At 72.0% G+C, this 15,598-nt stretch carries 15 protein-coding genes; 10 read left to right on the top strand and 5 right to left on the bottom strand.

The genetic code is table 11. The features are described from left to right. Nucleotides 1-126: 126 nt before the first annotated feature. The 3 genes from G6045_RS31665 (at nucleotide 127) to G6045_RS31655 (ending at nucleotide 2,698) form a co-directional block, all read left to right on the top strand. Entirely contained in the window at nucleotides 127-1,278 is a 1,152-nt protein-coding gene (locus G6045_RS31665; RefSeq protein WP_328707974.1) for a sensor histidine kinase, read from the top strand. Continuing rightward, on the top strand, nucleotides 1,275-1,937 hold the full coding sequence (locus tag G6045_RS31660) for a response regulator transcription factor (protein WP_328707973.1): 663 nt from the start codon (nucleotides 1,275-1,277) through the stop codon (nucleotides 1,935-1,937). Before G6045_RS31665 ends, G6045_RS31660 begins: the two co-directional genes overlap by 4 nt. A gap of 65 nt (nucleotides 1,938-2,002) precedes the next feature. Further along, complete coding sequence (locus G6045_RS31655) at nucleotides 2,003-2,698, top strand: DUF4232 domain-containing protein (RefSeq protein ID WP_328707972.1); 696 nt, start codon at nucleotides 2,003-2,005, stop codon at nucleotides 2,696-2,698. On the opposite strand, the gene G6045_RS31650 is transcribed toward G6045_RS31655, so the two are convergent. Beyond that, nucleotides 2,664-3,725, bottom strand: a complete 1,062-nt coding sequence (locus tag G6045_RS31650; RefSeq protein WP_165335604.1) for a lipoate--protein ligase family protein — start codon at nucleotides 3,723-3,725, stop codon at nucleotides 2,664-2,666. The genes G6045_RS31655 and G6045_RS31650 overlap by 35 nt on opposite strands. Before the next feature lie 60 nt (nucleotides 3,726-3,785). Here G6045_RS31650 and G6045_RS31645 point away from each other — a divergent pair, with 60 nt between their 5' ends. Beyond that, nucleotides 3,786-4,538 (top strand): M15 family metallopeptidase, encoded by a 753-nt coding sequence (locus G6045_RS31645; RefSeq protein ID WP_165335602.1) that lies wholly within the window; start codon nucleotides 3,786-3,788, stop codon nucleotides 4,536-4,538. Between the two features lie 66 nt (nucleotides 4,539-4,604). Here the strand turns inward: G6045_RS31645 and G6045_RS31640 are convergent, their stop codons facing one another. Continuing rightward, a complete protein-coding gene (locus G6045_RS31640; RefSeq protein WP_165335601.1) occupies nucleotides 4,605-5,402 on the bottom strand; it encodes a TIGR02569 family protein in 798 nt (265 codons plus the stop codon). A 42-nt stretch (nucleotides 5,403-5,444) separates the two neighbouring features. Here G6045_RS31640 and G6045_RS31635 point away from each other — a divergent pair, with 42 nt between their 5' ends. Next, complete coding sequence (locus G6045_RS31635; RefSeq protein ID WP_165335603.1) at nucleotides 5,445-7,229, top strand: gamma-glutamyltransferase family protein; 1,785 nt, start codon at nucleotides 5,445-5,447, stop codon at nucleotides 7,227-7,229. A gap of 116 nt (nucleotides 7,230-7,345) precedes the next feature. Then, on the top strand, nucleotides 7,346-8,182 hold the full coding sequence (locus G6045_RS31630) for an inositol monophosphatase family protein (protein WP_165335600.1): 837 nt from the start codon (nucleotides 7,346-7,348) through the stop codon (nucleotides 8,180-8,182). Between the two features lie 97 nt (nucleotides 8,183-8,279). Here G6045_RS31630 and G6045_RS31625 read toward each other — a convergent pair whose 3' ends face one another. Further along, nucleotides 8,280-8,873 carry a hypothetical protein gene (locus G6045_RS31625; protein WP_165335599.1) on the bottom strand — a complete coding sequence of 198 codons (594 nt, stop codon included), beginning with the start codon at nucleotides 8,871-8,873 and terminating at the stop codon, nucleotides 8,280-8,282. A gap of 94 nt (nucleotides 8,874-8,967) precedes the next feature. Here G6045_RS31625 and G6045_RS31620 point away from each other — a divergent pair, with 94 nt between their 5' ends. The 4 genes from G6045_RS31620 (at nucleotide 8,968) to G6045_RS31605 (ending at nucleotide 13,948) form a co-directional block, all read left to right on the top strand. Further along, complete coding sequence (locus G6045_RS31620) at nucleotides 8,968-10,386, top strand: phytoene desaturase family protein (protein ID WP_165335598.1); 1,419 nt, start codon at nucleotides 8,968-8,970, stop codon at nucleotides 10,384-10,386. Nucleotides 10,387-10,458: 72 nt separating this feature from the next. Further along, complete coding sequence (locus G6045_RS31615) at nucleotides 10,459-10,971, top strand: O-acetyl-ADP-ribose deacetylase (protein WP_165335597.1); 513 nt, start codon at nucleotides 10,459-10,461, stop codon at nucleotides 10,969-10,971. A 159-nt stretch (nucleotides 10,972-11,130) separates the two neighbouring features. Further along, nucleotides 11,131-12,387: a 3-phosphoshikimate 1-carboxyvinyltransferase gene (gene aroA / locus G6045_RS31610; protein WP_165335596.1), complete on the top strand. Its 1,257-nt coding sequence runs from the start codon at nucleotides 11,131-11,133 to the stop codon at nucleotides 12,385-12,387. A gap of 106 nt (nucleotides 12,388-12,493) precedes the next feature. Continuing rightward, on the top strand, nucleotides 12,494-13,948 hold the full coding sequence (locus G6045_RS31605) for an amino acid permease (RefSeq protein WP_165335595.1): 1,455 nt from the start codon (nucleotides 12,494-12,496) through the stop codon (nucleotides 13,946-13,948). Nucleotides 13,949-14,008: 60 nt separating this feature from the next. On the opposite strand, the gene G6045_RS31600 is transcribed toward G6045_RS31605, so the two are convergent. Beyond that, nucleotides 14,009-14,362: a zinc ribbon domain-containing protein YjdM gene (locus G6045_RS31600; protein ID WP_165335594.1), complete on the bottom strand. Its 354-nt coding sequence runs from the start codon at nucleotides 14,360-14,362 to the stop codon at nucleotides 14,009-14,011. Nucleotides 14,363-14,400: 38 nt separating this feature from the next. After that, nucleotides 14,401-15,555 (bottom strand): FUSC family protein, encoded by a 1,155-nt coding sequence (locus G6045_RS31595; RefSeq protein WP_165335593.1) that lies wholly within the window; start codon nucleotides 15,553-15,555, stop codon nucleotides 14,401-14,403. Nucleotides 15,556-15,598: the final 43 nt, after the last annotated feature.

Here is a 15,598-nt window from a genome sequence, read left to right as displayed (position 1 = left end):
GGCGGGGACTACTCCGAGGGGAGTAGCGCAGAATCGGTGCGGGCGGATGACGTGCGGCGGGGGCGTGGGCGTCTAGGGTGCGCGTTCCGGGTGCGTGCAGGCGGACGTACAGGGGAGGGGAGTGCCGTGGCGACCGATGGCGTCGAGCTCAACAGGCCGCAGCAGCAGGTGACTTGGCGCGGCCGGGCGGCGGACGGCGTGCTCGCCGCGGTCGTCTGCGCGCTGGTGGTCGCCACAGCCCCGGACGGAGCGGGAGGGCCGGCCCTCGCGCTCGCCGTCGCGGGCTCCCTCGCGCTCGCCGGTTACCGGCCGGCGCCCCGCGTGACCCTCGCCGTCACCACGCTCTGCCTGTCGGGATACGTGGCGCTCGCCGAACCCGGCGCCGCCGCGGCGCTCCCCGTCGTCGGCGCCGTGCACACGGCCGCCCGCGCGGGACACCGCCTGGTGGGCGCGGTGGCGGCGCTGCTCTTCCTCGCCGTGTTCGCGGGCCTGGGCGAAGGGCTCAACACCACGCTGCTGCTGGCCGGTTGGTTCCTCTGCGCGGTCGTCACCGGACTCGCGGACCAGAACTGGCAGGCGTACCTCCGCCAAACCGAACAGCGCGCCCTCGACGCCGAACGCACCCGCGAGGAAGTCGCCCTGCGCCGCGCAGGCGAGGAACGGCTGCGGATCGCCCGCGAACTCCACGACTCCCTCACCCACAGCATCGCCGTGGTCAAGCTCCAGGCCGGTGTCGCGGTCCACCTGGCGCGCAAGCGCGGTGAAGAGGTGCCGCCCGCGCTGCTCGCGATCCAGGAGGCGAGCGGCGAGGCGATGCGCGAACTGCGCGCCACCCTGGTGGTGTTGCGCGACCCGGGCCCGGTGGCCCGGGTCAAGGAGGTCGTGGAGCGCGCCCGCGCCGCCGGACTGTCCGTCACCCTCACCGACTACGACGGCGAGCTGCCGGACGAGGTGCAGCACACGGCGTACCGCATCGTGCAGGAGGCCCTGACGAATGCGGCGCGCCATGCGGGGGCCTCGGAGGTGACCGTACAACTCACCGTAGGAGATGGGCAGTTGGAGGTGGTGGTGGCGGACGACGGGCGCGCGGACCCGGACGCGGGATTCGAGCCGGGCATCGGGCTGACCGGGATGCGGGAGCGCGTGGAAGCGCTCGGCGGCACGCTGGAGTGCGGCCCGAAGGCCGCGGGGGGTTTCCTGGTGCGGGCTCAACTTCCCCTGTCCGTACACGAATCACGCGCTCAGGACCCGCTCGTACGCGCATCGGAGGCGAAGTGATCCGCGTCGTACTCGTCGACGACCAGGCCCTGATGCGGGCCGGCTTCCGCGCTCTCCTCGACGCGGAGGACGGGATCGAGGTGGTCGGCGAAGCGGCCGACGGGGCGCGGGGCGTCGAGCTCGTGCGGGCCTCGGTGCCGGATATCGCCCTGGTCGACGTACAGATGCCCGTGATGACGGGCATCGAGGCGACCCGGCAGATCGCCGCCGACCCGGACCTCGCCGCCGTCCGCGTCGTGATCCTCACCAACTATGGCCTGGACGAGTACGTCTTCGAGGCGCTGCGGGCCGGCGCGAGCGGCTTTCTGCTCAAGGACACCGAACCGGCCGACCTGCTGCAGGCCGTCCAGGTCGTCGCGGCCGGCGAGGCGCTGCTCTCGCCGTCGGTCACGCGCCGGCTGATCGGCGAGTTCGTCGCCCGCCCGCCGGACCGCTCGACGGCGCCCGGCCTGGAACACCTCACGCCCCGCGAACTGGAGGTCACCGCGCTCGCGGCCCGCGGCTTGAGCAACGAGGAGATCGCCGCGCACATGGTGATCAGCCCGTACACGGCGAAGACCCACGTGAGCCGCGCGATGACCAAGCTGGGGGCGCGGGACCGGGCGCAGCTGGTGGTGTTCGCGTACGAGAGCGGGCTGGTGCGGGCGCGGGGTGCGTGAGGTGGGTGCGGGCTCGGGGCGGGTGAGCCGCAGGCGCGTCCGGCGGCCCGTGAAATGATCCCCCGGTGACCCGCATATCCGTACGGCCCGTCCTCGCCCTGGCCCTCGTCGCGACCCTGGCGACCCTGGCGACGGGCTGCGGCTCGCTCGCCGACGAGCTGGACCGTGAGGCCGACCCGGCGCGCGTCTCGCAGCCGCCCGCCGTCCCGCCGATCGACACCGCACCGCTCGACACCTCCGCACCGAGCGACGGGCCCGACGCCGCCGTCACGGCGACGGCCTGCGACGGGGAAGGGCTGCGGGCCACGTCCGGCATGGTCAACGCCGCGATGGGCCTGAGGTCGATGAGCATCACGGTCACCAACTGCGGTACCGGAGCGTACGAGTTGAACGGCTATCCCGCGCTCACCGTCCTCGACGAGGACCGCGAACCCGTCGCGATCGACGTACTCAAGGGCACCGAAGCCATCGGCACCGGTCTCGGGAACGCCAAGCCCAAGGTGTTCACGCTGAAGCCGGGCGAATCGGCGACCACCTCCCTGACCTGGCGCAACACGGTCACCGATGCCGCGCGGCCCGCCCCGCACGGGACGTTCTTCGACATCGCGCCGGTCCCGGGCCGCGCGGGCCATGTCCTGCAGCCCGGTGACGGCGGCCCGATCGACATCGGTACGGCCGCCCAACTCGGCGTCACCGCCTGGGAGAAGGCGGAGCCCGACAGCGGCGCTACGGCACCCGCGCCGTCCACTCCTGCGAGCTGAACTTCGTCCGCGCGAGCTCCCGCGCCCGCGCCATCTCCTCGTCCGTCACCTTCCCCGCCGTCAGCCCGTAGCGCGTACGGAACGACTCCGCCATCCGCTCGATCACCGCGGCCCGTGGCAGCCCCGTCTGCCGGCGCAGCGGATCCACCCGCTTCTTCGCGCTCTTGGTGCCCTTGTCGGAGAGCTTCTCGCGCCCGATCCGCAGCACGTCGAGCATCTTGTCCGCGTCGATGTCGTACGCCATCGTCACGTGGTGCAGCACCGCACCCCCGCCGCCCGCGATCCGCTTCTGCGCGGCGCCCGCGATCTTCCCGGCGTCGGTGGCGATGTCGTTGAGCGGCTGGTACCAGGCCTTGATGCCCATGTCGCCGAGCGCGCCGAGCACCCAGTCGTCGAGGTAGGCGTAACTGTCCGCGAAGGACAGGCCCTGCACGAGGGCATCCGGCACCGACAAGGAGTACGTGATGGTGTTGCCCGGCTCGCAGAACATCGCGCCGCCGCCGCTGATCCGCCGTACGACCTCGATGCCGTGCCGCCGGGCTCCTTCCGGATCCACCTCGTTGCGCAGCGACTGGAAGCTGCCGATGACCACGGCCGGCGCGCCCCACTCCCAGATCCGCAGCGTCGGCGGCCGGCGCCCCTCGGCGACCTCGGTGGTCAGGACCTCATCCAGCGCCATGTGCAGGGCCGGCGGCTGCGGGCCCTCGTGGATCAGCTGCCAGTCGTAGTCGGTCCAGTCCGTGGCATGGGCGAGCGCGCGCCGTACGGCGATGCCGACGCCGTCCGTGGTGAGGCCGTACAGGACCGTGCCCTGCGGCAGCGCGGCGTCGATCCGGGCCGCGAGGCCGGCGGCGTCGGTGTCGGCGGGAGCGCCGTTCAGGGACTGGCTCAGGACCTCGAAGGCGTCGTCGGGCTCCAGGAAGAAGTCCCCGGCCACCCGCACCTGCCGCAGCACCTTTGCGCGCTCGTCGACCTCGAGATCGACGGTCACGAGCTTGCCGCCGGGAACCTTGTACTCGCCGTGCACTGTGCCGCCTCCCGGCTTGTCGACCAAGCGTTCCTTGATCGCGCTCAATATGGTGATTCGGTGCAAATCGTACTTCGGGTCGCCGCTGCGGCCAGTGTCCTGCTGCTCACGGCCGGCGCCTGCCCTGCCTCCGCCGCCTCCTCGTCCTCCGCCTCCTCTTCCGCCGCTTCCTCGGCCCCTCCGCCCTCTCCCGGGCTCTCGCCCTCGACCTCGACGGCCGCCCTTCGGGCAGCAGCCCCCAAGGGCCCCGTATTCCAGCACCGCACGCTGCCCGTCACGCGGGCCGCGCTCGGCCGCACCTACCGCCCGGGCTGCCCGGTCCCTCCTGGGCGGCTGCGGCTGCTGCGGATGAGCCACTGGGGGTTCGACGGGAAGGTGCACACCGGCGAGATGGTCGTCCACGAGCGCGTCGCGAAGGACGTGCTCTATGTGTTCTGGAAGGCGTTCGGCGCCAAGTTCCCGATCCGCAAGATGCGTCCGCTGTCCGCGTACCACGGCAGCGACCAGGCCTCCATGGCCGACGACAACACCTCGGCCTTCAACTGCCGCCAGGTGGTGGGCAATCCGGGCAGTCTTTCGCAGCACTCGTACGGGGACGCGATCGACATCAACACCGTGGAGAACCCGTACGTCGACCGGACGGGCCGGATCCACCCACCCGCCGGCGCGCGCCACCTCGACCGGTGGCGGAACGCGAAGGGCATGATCAGGTCCGGTGATGTGATCACCCGGGCGTTCCGCGCGATCGGCTGGGAATGGGGCGGGCGCTGGTCCAACCCGGACTACCAGCACTTCTCACGCAACGGCCGCTGAGGATCCCTCCCGACCGGCCGCTACCGGCCCCTGCCGGCCTTCGAGCACCAGCTTCGCTACCGGCCCCTACCGGCCTTCCAGCACCAGCTTCGCCACCGGCCAGTACGTCGCTTCGGCCGGCCGGCCCGTCTCCCGCGTGGTCGCCACGCGGTAGATCAGCGCGCGGAGCAGGAGCTGGTGACGGTGGGGGTCCCGCAGCCACGGCTCCAGGAGGCCGGGGTCGCCTTCGTACCAGAGCAGCGCGTCCACGACGGCGACCGCCGAGGCCCAGGCCGGCGGTCGCCAGTACACCGGCCAGTCGATGACCGCGGGCGGCAGCCCGTCCGCGAACAGCACATTGCCCAAAAGGTCGCCGTGTACGGGCTGTTCGTCGCCCGTCGTGAGCGGGGTCCGCGCGGCCATGAGCGGCGCCAGCATGCCGAACTCGCCGTCGGCGTCGGCCTCCTGGACAAGATCCCATGACAGCCGGTCGGCCTGCGTCCAGGCATCGTCCTTGCGCTCCAGGAACGCGGGGTGCCCGGTCCCGAGCGCGGCGACCGCCGCATGGAAGGCATCCCCGGCGCGGATCACGTCTTCCGTACGGTGCGGATCGGTGTGACCGGCCACGAGATGCCAGGCCTCCCAGCCGTTCACCGTCCACGTCCCGTCCGAGGCGTGCACCGGGCGCGCCACCCGGAAGTCCGTCGACTCCGGCAGCGCTTCGAGGACTTCGGCCCGCCAGGCCGTCTCCTCGGCCGACCCCGTCGGTTTGACCACGAACCGGCCCGCCCGCCAGGTGCAGCCCTGGCCGCCCGGCAGGGGTACGGCTTCGTCAGCGGCACCGAACGCGACCAGCACATGAGACGGGGGAGCGGAGTCGACCATGCCTCCCGACCCTAGCGTTAGCCTGCGGGCATGGCCGAGCATTTGTTCACCACGCGCCCCACCCTGCAAGGCACCTTCGGCATGGCGTCCTCGACGCACTGGCTGGCCTCGCAGTCCGCGATGGCGGTTCTGGAGGACGGCGGCAACGCCTTCGACGCGGCCGTCGCCGCCGGGTTCGTGCTGCACGTGGTCGAGCCGCACCTCAACGGTCCGGCCGGCGAGGTGCCGATCATCCTCGCGCCCGCCGGCGGCGAGGTGCGCGTGCTGTGCGGCCAGGGGCCCGCACCCGCGGGCGCGAGCGCGGAGCACTACCGCTCGCTCGGCCTCGACCTCGTCCCCGGTACCGGGCCGCTCGCCGCCGCCGTGCCCGGAGCGTTCGACGCGTGGATGGTGCTCCTGCGCGACCACGGCACCAAGTCCCTCGACGACATTTTCAAGTACGCCATCGGATACGCCGAGTTCGGCCACCCGCCCGTAGAGAAGATCGGCGACACGATCGCCACGGTCCGGGAGCTCTTCGCGACCGAGTGGACCTCGTCCGCCGAGGTGTACCTGCCGGCGATACGGCCCGGCGCGCTGCTCTTCAACCGTCCGCTCGCCGCGACGTGGCGCCGGCTGCTCGCCGAGGCCGCCGGGCCCACGCGCGAGGCGCGGATCGACGCCGCGCGCCGGATCTGGCGCGAGGGGTTCATCGGCGAGGCGCTGGTGCGGCAGAGCGCGCGGCCGACGTTCGACACCAGCGGCGAACGGCACACCGGCACCCTCACCGGCGACGACCTCGCCTCCTTCCGCGCCGTCTACGAAGCGCCGGCGACGTACGACTGGAACGGTTGGACCCTCTGCAAAGCCGGCCCCTGGAGCCAAGGCCCCGCCCTGCTCCAGCAGATGGCGCTGCTGCCCGGCGAACTCCCGGCGAGCGGCACCGCCGACTACGTCCATCTCCTGGTCGAGGGCTGCAAGTTGGCGATGGCCGACCGTGAGGCCTGGTACGGGGACGCGGGCGATGACGTACCGCTCGAAGCGCTGCTCTCGGACGCGTACAACGAAGAGCGCCGCAGGCTGATCGGCGAGCGGGCCTCGCTCGAACTGCGCCCGGGGGCCCCGGACGGGCGGATCCCGCGCCTGGCCGAGCCGGCGAAGGACGTGGAGGGCCGCACCTTTTTCGACGCGCTCGGACTCGCTGCCGGCGCCGGGGAGCCCACGGTCAGTGAGTACGGCGAGACGCGCGGCGACACCTGTCATGTCGATGTCGTCGACCGCTGGGGCAACATGGTCGCGGCGACGCCGAGCGGCGGCTGGCTCCAGTCCAACCCGGTCGTCCCCGAGCTGGGCTTCCCGCTCGGCACCCGCCTTCAGATGACCTGGCTGGAACCGGGCCTGCCCAACACCCTCACCCCCGGCCGCCGGCCCCGCACCACGCTCACCCCCTCGCTCGCCCTGCGTGGCGGGGTCCCGGTGATGGCCTTCGGGACGCCGGGCGGGGACCAGCAGGACCAGTGGCAGCTGCCGTTCTTCCTGCACGTGGCGAACGCTCCCCGGGTACGCGGCGGCCTCGACCTGCAGGGCGCGATCGACGCCCCGAACTGGCACACCGACCACGTCCCGTCGTCCTTCTACCCGCGCGGCATGCTGCCAGGCCAGCTCACGGTCGAGTCCCGGCTCGGGGACCGCACCGTCGAGGAGCTGCGGCGCCGCGGCCACCAGGTCACCGTCGGCGCGCCCTGGTCGGAGGGGCGGCTGAGCGCGGTGGCCCGGGACCCGGAGACCGGGGTCCTTTCGGCCGGGGCCAATCCGCGCGGGATGCAGGGGTATGCCGTGGGGCGCTGAGGGCACCCGGAATGTCACCCGGATTCCACCTGCCCGTCACCCGTCGTGTGGGCGCTGTCAGTGGCACGTGGTGGGATGGACACATGATCGAAGACACGACAGGCAACGACGACCTTATGAACACGCGTATCCACGACCTTCTCGCCACCCGTATCCACGAGGTGGAGGAGGCCGTGCGCAAGGCCGCGGCCGCGGAGATCATGCCGCGCTTCCGCCAGCTCGCCGACCATGAGGTCGTACAGAAGAACGGCCCGCACGACCTCGTGACGGTCGCCGACCGCCTCGCCGAGGAACACCTCACGGCGTCCCTGACCGCCCTGCTCCCCGGCTCGGTCGTGGTCGGCGAGGAAGCGGTGCACGCCGACCCGGCCATCCTCGACGCGCTGCACGGCGACGCTCCGGTGTGGATCGTCGACCCCGTCGACGGCACCCGCCAGTTCGTCCACGGCGACCCGGGCTTCTGCACCCTGGTCGCGCTCGCACGGCACGGTGAGGTGCTCGCGTCGTGGACGTACGCGGCGGCCCGGGACGAGATGGCCGTGGCGGTACGGGGTCGAGGAGTACTCCTCGACGGCAGCCCGCTGGCACAGGCACCCCGCGCCGCGGGCAGCGATCTCCAAGTCGCCACCTCGCACCCGGACTTCACCACGGACGACCAGAAGCGTGCCCTGCTCGGCCTGCGGACCGAGGGCGTGGCCCCGCGGCCCTGCGGCTCGGCCGGGCTGGAGTATCTGGCCATCGCCAAGGGGGAGTTGGACGCGGTGGCCTTCTCGTGGGAGAACGCCTGGGACCACGCGGCCGGTCTGCTCCTCGTCACCGAGACGGGCGGCGGGCATCTGACGGTCGCGGGCGAGCCGTTCCGTATCGAGGGCGGCAATGCGCTGCCGTTCACGGCCGCCCGGGATGCGGCGACGGTGGAGCGGGTGATCGGGTTGCTGCGGGACGAGGGCTGATCGGACCCGGCCCGGCTGCTGCGGGACGAGGCCTGATCGGACCCGGTCCGGTTGCTCCGGGATGAGGCCCGACCAGGCCCCGCCCGGAAAGGGCGGATCAGTCCGCAGCCGGCCGGAGCCTGATCTGGGCGTGGGCACCGCCCTCGCAGTCGATGCGCAGGGTGATCACCTCGAAGTCACCGCGCGCGCCCACGGCCGGCCACAGGTCCGGATCCCCGGGCAGCGCCCCCATGTCCACGAAGCCGCCGACCGGCAGCCCCAGGTCCACGGTGAGGCCGGTCACGCCCGGCCCCCAGGGGAGCGCGTCGACCGTCCCGGTCAGTCGCGTGCCCTGGGGTACGGGCCCTGAGTCGTACGGGGTGAAGTGCCGTCCGATGCGGCCGCGCCACCAGGCGTCCTCGAACTCCTCTGCCGACAGCGTGGCCGAGGGCGTGCCGGACGCGCCGGCCGGACCAGGCGTGCCGGGCGGCTCCGCGGGAGCGCCGTACACCGCCTCGTACAACGCGACGCCGAAGCTCCCGAAGCGCTCCCGCATCAGGTCCGCCTCCCGCCGAGCCCAGGCGCTGGACACCGCGCCGGTCGGCGCGCGCGTCACCTGTCGCAGGACCTGGCCGCCGTCCGCGGTCTCGAACCACCGCTCGGTGAGGCCGGGCAGCAGACCACGGGCGCAGAGGTAGGAGGAATTCGGCATCCCAGGACCCTACCCCCGCCTCGGCCGCCGGAGCCCAGGCATATCCTGGGCCCCAGTGGCCATCGGCTGACAAAGGAGTCCGAAGGTGCCGTCGATGCTCGATGCCGTCGTCGTGGGAGCGGGACCCAACGGACTGACCGCTGCGGTGGAGCTGGCCCGCCGGGGGTTCTCGGTGGCCGTGTTCGAAGCCAAGGACACCATCGGCGGGGGCGCCCGCACCGAGGAGCTGACCCTGCCCGGCTTCCGTCACGACCCGTGCTCGGCCGCCCACCCCCTCGGTATCTCCTCGCCCGCGTTCAACGCCATGCCGTTGGACCGCTACGGCCTGGAGTGGCTGCACGCCCCGCTCCCGATGGCGCATCCCTTCGACGACGGCACGGCCGCCGTGCTTTCGCGTTCGGTCGGTGAGACCGCCTCCTCGTTCGGGCCGCGCGACGCGGGCGCGTACCGCAGACTCGTCACCCCGTTCCTGCCGAAGGCGCAGACCCTCTTCCGCGACTTCATGTCGCTCCCGCTCAGCTCTCTGCCGCGCGACCCCGTCACGCTCGCCCGCTTCGGACTCGTCGGACTTCCGCCCTCGTCCTGGCTCATGGAGCGCCGTTTCCAGGACGACAGGGCCAAGGCCCTGTTCGCCGGTCTCGTCGCCCATGTCATCGCCCCGCTGGGCGGGTTGGCCACCAGCGCGGTCGGACTGGTCTTCGCCCTCGCCGCGCACGCCCACGGCTGGCCCGTGGCCAAGGGCGGCTCGCAGTCCATCTCCGACGCGCTGGCCGCGTATCTGAAGGACCTCGGCGGAGCCGTCCACACCGACTACGAGGTCAAGCGCCTCGATGACCTGCCGCCGGCCCGCGCGTATGTCTTCGACACGTCCCCGACCGCGCTGGCCAGGATCGCCGGACTGGGCAACGCCTACGCCAACTACCGTTACGGCGCGAGCGTGTTCAAGGTCGACTACGCGCTCGACGGGCCGGTCCCGTGGACCGCCGAAGAGCCGCGGCGGGCCGGCACCGTGCAGGTCGGGCCCGGCAGCCGGGACATCGCCACCGCGCTGCACACCGCCTCACGCACCGACCGGGCGCCCGAGAACCCCTTCCTCATCACGGTCCAGCCGACCCTCGCGGACCCGTCCCGCGCCCCCGAGGGCAAGCACGTCTTCTGGGCGTACGGCCATGTCCCCAACGGCTGGGACGGCGACCTCACCGATGCGATCGAGCGCCAAGTCGAGCGTTTCGCCCCGGGGTTCAGGGACCGCATCCTCGCCCGCGCCACCGCAGGCCCGCCCGAGTACGCCTCCCGCAACGCCAACTACGTCGGCGGCGACATCGCCTGCGGCGCCGCCTCGGGCCTGCAGCTGCTGCTCCGTCCGAAGCTCTCCCTGTTCCCGTACACGACCTCCCACCCGGCCGTCTTCATCTGCTCCTCCGCCACCCCGCCGGGCCCGGGCGTCCACGGAATGTCGGGCCACAACGCGGCGAAGGCGGTGTGGCGCCGCCTGCGCGCGACGGCCGCGTGACGCCTTCGTACGGTGATGGCTGAGACGACCTTCGTACGGTGACGGCTGTGGCGATCTTCGTACGATGACCGCATGACGACGACCCTCGCCCTCGTCCAGGGCGACATCACCGCCCAGTCCGTCGACGCCCTCGTCAACGCCGCCAACTCCTCGCTGCTCGGCGGCGGGGGAGTGGACGGTGCGATCCACCGCAAGGGCGGACCGGAGATCCTCGAAGCCTGCCGTGCGCTGCGCGCCTCGCACTATGGCAAGGGTCTGGCGACCGGCCAAGCCGTCGCGACCACGGCCGGACGCCTCGACGCCCGCTGGGTGATCCATACGGTCGGGCCGGTGTACCAGGGAGCGGACAGCGATCCGTCTCTCCTGGCCTCCTGCTACCGGGAATCCCTGCGCGTGGCAGACGAGTTGGGGGCCCGGACGGTCGCCTTCCCCGCGATCTCGACCGGGGTGTACCGCTGGCCGATGGAGGATGCCGCACGTATCGCGGTCGAGACGGTGCGAGGGGTCGGGAGCGCCGTCGAGGAGGTCCGCTTCGTCCTCTTCGACCAGAGGGCGTACGACGCGTTCGCGGCCTGTCTGCGGTAACACCGGGTGCGCTGCGGGCCCCTGAGCGGTCGACGAGCTGACCAGCGCTTACGGTGCGGACGCGTCCAGGACGTGGACGCGTCTGCACCGCGCGGACCCACGGGACAGGATGCGGTCGGTCGCCGCCGCCGACCGGACCCCTTTCCCTTGGAGCAGGACGTGACCCTCGTCGACCTTCCCGGCTCGAAGTCCATCACCGCGCGGGCGCTGTTCCTCGCGGCCGCCGCCCGGGGCACCACCGTGCTGCGCCGGCCGCTCGTGTCCGACGACAGCGAGGGCTTCGCGGCCGGGCTCGCCGCCCTCGGCTACCGCGTGCAACGCGAGCCCGACAGCTGGCGGATCGAGGGCAGTCCGTCCGGTCCGCCCGCGGCCACGGCGAGCGTGTACTGCCGGGACGGTGCCACCACGGCCCGATTCCTGCCCGTGCTCGCGGCGGCCGGCCACGGCAGCTACCACTTCGATGCCTCCGCGCAGATGCGCCGCCGTCCGCTCGGGCCGCTCACCCAGGCTTTGCTCACCCTGGGCGTGGAGCTGCACCACGAAGGGGCGCACGGCCACCACCCGCTGCGCATCCTGGCCCGCGGGGTCGAGGGCGGCCGGCTCGTCCTGGACGCGGGCGAGTCCTCGCAGTACCTGACGGCGCTCCTGCTGCTCGGCCCCCTGACCACGGACGGACTGCACCTCACCGTCACGCGGCTGGTGTCGGCGCCCTACGTCGAGATCACGTTGGCCATGATGCGGGCCTTCGGCGTCGAGGTGGGCCGTGAACAGACCGCCGACGGCGTGGTGTTCACCGTGCCGCCGGGCGGCTACACCGCCGCGGACTGGGCCGTCGAACCCGACGCCTCCACGGCGAGCTACTTCTTCGCCGCGGCCGCCCTTGCGGGACGCGAGATCACCGTGCCGGGCCTCGGCAGGAGCGCGCTGCAGGGCGACTTGCGCTTCACGGACGTGTTGGCGCGCATGGGAGCCGAGGTCGAGGTCGGCGCCGACGCGACCACGGTGCGCGGCAGCGGCCGACTGTCCGGTGTCACCGTCAACATGCGCGATATCTCGGACACCATGCCGACGCTGGCCGCCCTCGCGCCGTTCGCGTCAGGACCGGTCCGCATCGAGGACGTGCACAACACCCGGGTCAAGGAATGCGACCGCCTCGAGGCCTGCGCACAGAACCTGCGGCGGGTCGGCATCGACGTGCGCACCGGTGACGACTGGCTGGAGATCCAACCCGGCACACCCCGAGGCGCCGAGATCAGGACGTACGGGGATCACCGGATCGTGATGTCCTTCGCCGTCACCGCGCTGCGCACACCCGGTATTTCCTTCGACGACCCCGGATGCGTCCGCAAGACCTTCCCCGGCTTCCATCAGGCGTACGCGGCCGTTCGCCGGCAGTGGGAGGCCGCCGCCGGATGACGGCGCGCGGATCGCGAGCAGAACAGGCATTACGGGAATCTCCTGGTCGGCAGGGATAAAACGGACGCACACATCCCCAGCCCTGCCGAAGGCGAGCACAGCCCCCATGGCCAAGGACCTCGACACCGGACCCGCCGCCGAGCCCGCCGGGCCCTCCGATCCGGACGTCGTCCTCGACGCCGGGGACGCCGGGTACAGCAAGACGCTCCAGCCGCGCCACATCAGCATGATCGCGATCGGCGGGGCCATCGGGACCGGGCTGTTCCTCGGCGCGGGCGGCAACCTCGCCAAGGCGGGACCCGGCCTCGCGGTCGCGTACGGGGTGTGCGGCATCTTCGCCTTCTTCGTCGTGCGCGCCCTGGGCGAACTCGTGGTGCACCGGCCCTCGTCGGGTGCCTTCGTCAGTTACGCCCGGGAGTTCCTCGGCGAGAAGGGCGCCTACGTCGCGGGCTGGATGTACTTCCTCAACTGGGCGACCAGCGGCATGGCCGACATCACGGCCATCGCGCTGTACGTGCACTACTGGTCGATGTTCACCTCGGTCCCGCAGTGGGTGCTCGCCCTGATCGCGCTGGCGATCGTGCTGTGCGTGAACCTCATCTCGGTGCGGCTCTTCGGTGAGATGGAGTTCTGGTTCGCCATCGTCAAGGTGGTCGCGATCGTCACGTTCCTCGTCATCGGCGTCTGGGTGCTGATCACCCGCCACCCGGTGGACGGACAGGTGCCCGGTCTCCATCTGCTGGCCGACAACGGGGGGTTGTTCCCGCTCGGCGTGCTGCCGGTGGTCCTGGTGGCCCAGACGGTGATCTTCGCGTACGCCTCGATCGAGATGGTCGGTGTGACGGCGGGCGAGACCGCGCGGCCGCAGGAGGTGGTGCCCAAGGCCGTGAACTCGATCATGTGGCGGATCGCGGTCTTCTACGTCGGCTCGGTCCTCATGCTGGTCCTGCTGCTGCCCTGGACCTCGTACTCCGCCAGTCAGAGCCCCTTCGTCACCGTGCTCTCCGGGCTCGGCATCCCGTCCGCGGGAGGGCTGATGAACATGGTCGTGCTGACCGCGGCGATGTCGAGCCTCAACTCCGGCCTCTACACCACGGGCCGCATCCTGCGCTCGATGGCGATGGCGGGTTCCGCGCCCGGGTTCACCTCGCGCATGAGCCGCAGCCATGTGCCGTACGGGGGCGTGCTGCTGACGTCGGCCGTGATCCTGTGCGGTGTCGGACTGAACGCATGGCTGCCCGACAAGGCCTTCGGCATCGTCACCAACATCGCGGCGCTCGGCATCATCGCCACCTGGTGCATGATCATGATCTGCCATCTGGCGTTCGTCCGCCGCGCCCGCCGCGGCCTCGCGGAGCGCCCCGCCTTCCGGCTGTGGGCGGCGCCCTGGGTGAACCTGGTGACGCTCGCGTTCCTGCTCGGCGTGATCGTGATGATGTGGTTCGACACCGACGGCCCGGGACGCGACACGGTCCTGCTGATCCTGCCGATCGCCGCCGCGCTGGCCATCGGCTGGTACCGGGTGCGGGCGAGGGTGCGCGACCCGCTGCGCAGGCTGTAGGCCTTCTTCTCCTGGGGGCCAGGCTTCGCCAGGCCGTCTTCGCCCGGGGTCCAGACCTCTCTAGGCCTTCTTCACCACGCTCGACTTCAACTGCATCGCACCGAACCCGTCGATCTTGCAGTCGATGTCATGACCGTCGACCCCGTCGATCAGCCGGATGCTGCGCACCTTGGTGCCCGCCTTGATACCGGACGGGCTGCCCTTGACCTTGAGCGCCTTGACGACCGTCACGCTGTCGCCGTCCCGCAGCACATTGCCCACCGCGTCCTTGACGACCCGCTCCTCGGAGTCCGCGGCCTGATCGCCCTCGCCGGGCACCCACTCGTGGCCGCACTCCGGGCACACCACGAGGGTGTTCATCTCGTACGTGTACGCGCAGGTGCACTTGGGGCAAGGGGGGAGGTTCTCGCTCATTCGACCAGCGTATCCGGGGTTCTCAGGGGTCGGCCCGTTCAGTCGCGAAAGGCCCGCTGATGCGGCCCCACCTGCGGATCCAGCTCGTGCAGCACCTTGCGGGCGTCCTCGAGGATCCCGGCCGTGCACAGCTCACGCCACTCGGCGTACGCGGGCTGCTGCGCCAGCGCGCTGTGCAGGAAGCTGGTCTCCGCGGCACCCAGATGCGCACGGAGCCGCTGCCGCAGTTCCGGCGTCGGACTGTCGTGCAGCAGCCGGGGCTCGGCGAGGACGGCGAGGGTCGCCGCCAGGTCGGCGAGTACCTGGTCGAGTCCCTCGGGGGCGCACGTCGGCTCCGGGCGCAGTGCGCTGTCGTCCTGCGACCAGTGCAGGGCCGGGGGCCGGCCCTCGCGATACGTGAGGTTGTACAGACCGCGGGCGATGCCCCGTATCTGATGTCCCACGTGGTCCAGGCAGCGCGTCGATTCGAGCAGTCGCTCCACCCGCCGGACCGAGTCCTGTGAATGGGGACGCCAGCGGTTGGCGTCCTCGGCCGCCGCCACCGCCGTGCGGACCTTGGTCAGCCGCTCGGACAGCCCCCGGGCCCGCTCGACCCACTCACCGCAGTGCGCGTCCCAGTCGCCGGTGCGCAGATGGCCGGCCATCTCGGTCAGGAGCTCGCTCATCTGCGCGGACAGGCGGGCCAGTTTCTCCGAGGCGCGCCGGGCGAACGGCGGGGGCGGCACCGCGAGCCCGACGGCCGCGCCGATGGCGACACCGAGCAGGTTCGCCGCGAGGCGGTGCACGCCGTAGTCGAAGTGCCCGGGTACGCCCATGACCAGGACCGCGGTCAGGGCGATCTGGTGCACCTGCCCGCCGAGCCGGAGCAGCCGGCCCGCGCACATGCCGATCAGGACGGTCCCGAAGATGGTCAGCGGGGTGACGCCGATCGTCATCGAGGCGGTCAGCCCCAGCGCCCCGCCGAAGGCCACGCCGGCGCCGCGGTGGAAGGCCCGTCGCGCCGTGCCGTACGGGGTGAGCTGGCAGGCCAGCATCGCGCCGACCGGTGCGAGGTCCGGAGCCGAGAGGTTGAGCAGATCGGCCGCGACCCACCAGGCGAGCGCACTGGCCAGCGCCGCCCGCAGCACCAGGTTGGCGTCGCCGAACTGGGGGACGGCGCGGGAGGTGAGGGCGCGGCGTCCGAGTACGGGCATGGGTTGCGGGTGGACCATATCCGGGCGCAATGGCGGGCGATTC

Source organism: Streptomyces mesophilus, from assembly GCF_011044995.1.
GTDB classification, from domain to species: Bacteria; Actinomycetota; Actinomycetes; order Streptomycetales; family Streptomycetaceae; genus Streptomyces; species Streptomyces mesophilus.
Note: the sequence above shows the minus strand (reverse complement) of the source record. Positions and strands in the feature narration are given on the sequence as shown.

Bases quoted from the DNA above. Each gene is read 5' to 3' on its own strand.
- G6045_RS31625 (WP_165335599.1), bottom strand. From the start codon at position 8,873: ATGCCGAATTCCTCCTACCTCTGCGCCCGTGGTCTGCTGCCCGGCCTC.
- G6045_RS31615 (WP_165335597.1), top strand. From the start codon at position 10,459: ATGACGACGACCCTCGCCCTCGTCCAGGGCGACATCACCGCCCAGTCC.
- G6045_RS31605 (WP_165335595.1), top strand. From the start codon at position 12,494: ATGGCCAAGGACCTCGACACCGGACCCGCCGCCGAGCCCGCCGGGCCC.
- G6045_RS31640 (WP_165335601.1), bottom strand. From the start codon at position 5,402: ATGGTCGACTCCGCTCCCCCGTCTCATGTGCTGGTCGCGTTCGGTGCC.
- G6045_RS31620 (WP_165335598.1), top strand. From the start codon at position 8,968: ATGCTCGATGCCGTCGTCGTGGGAGCGGGACCCAACGGACTGACCGCT.
- G6045_RS31600 (WP_165335594.1), bottom strand. From the start codon at position 14,362: ATGAGCGAGAACCTCCCCCCTTGCCCCAAGTGCACCTGCGCGTACACG.
- G6045_RS31630 (WP_165335600.1), top strand. From the start codon at position 7,346: ATGAACACGCGTATCCACGACCTTCTCGCCACCCGTATCCACGAGGTG.
- G6045_RS31595 (WP_165335593.1), bottom strand. From the start codon at position 15,555: ATGCCCGTACTCGGACGCCGCGCCCTCACCTCCCGCGCCGTCCCCCAG.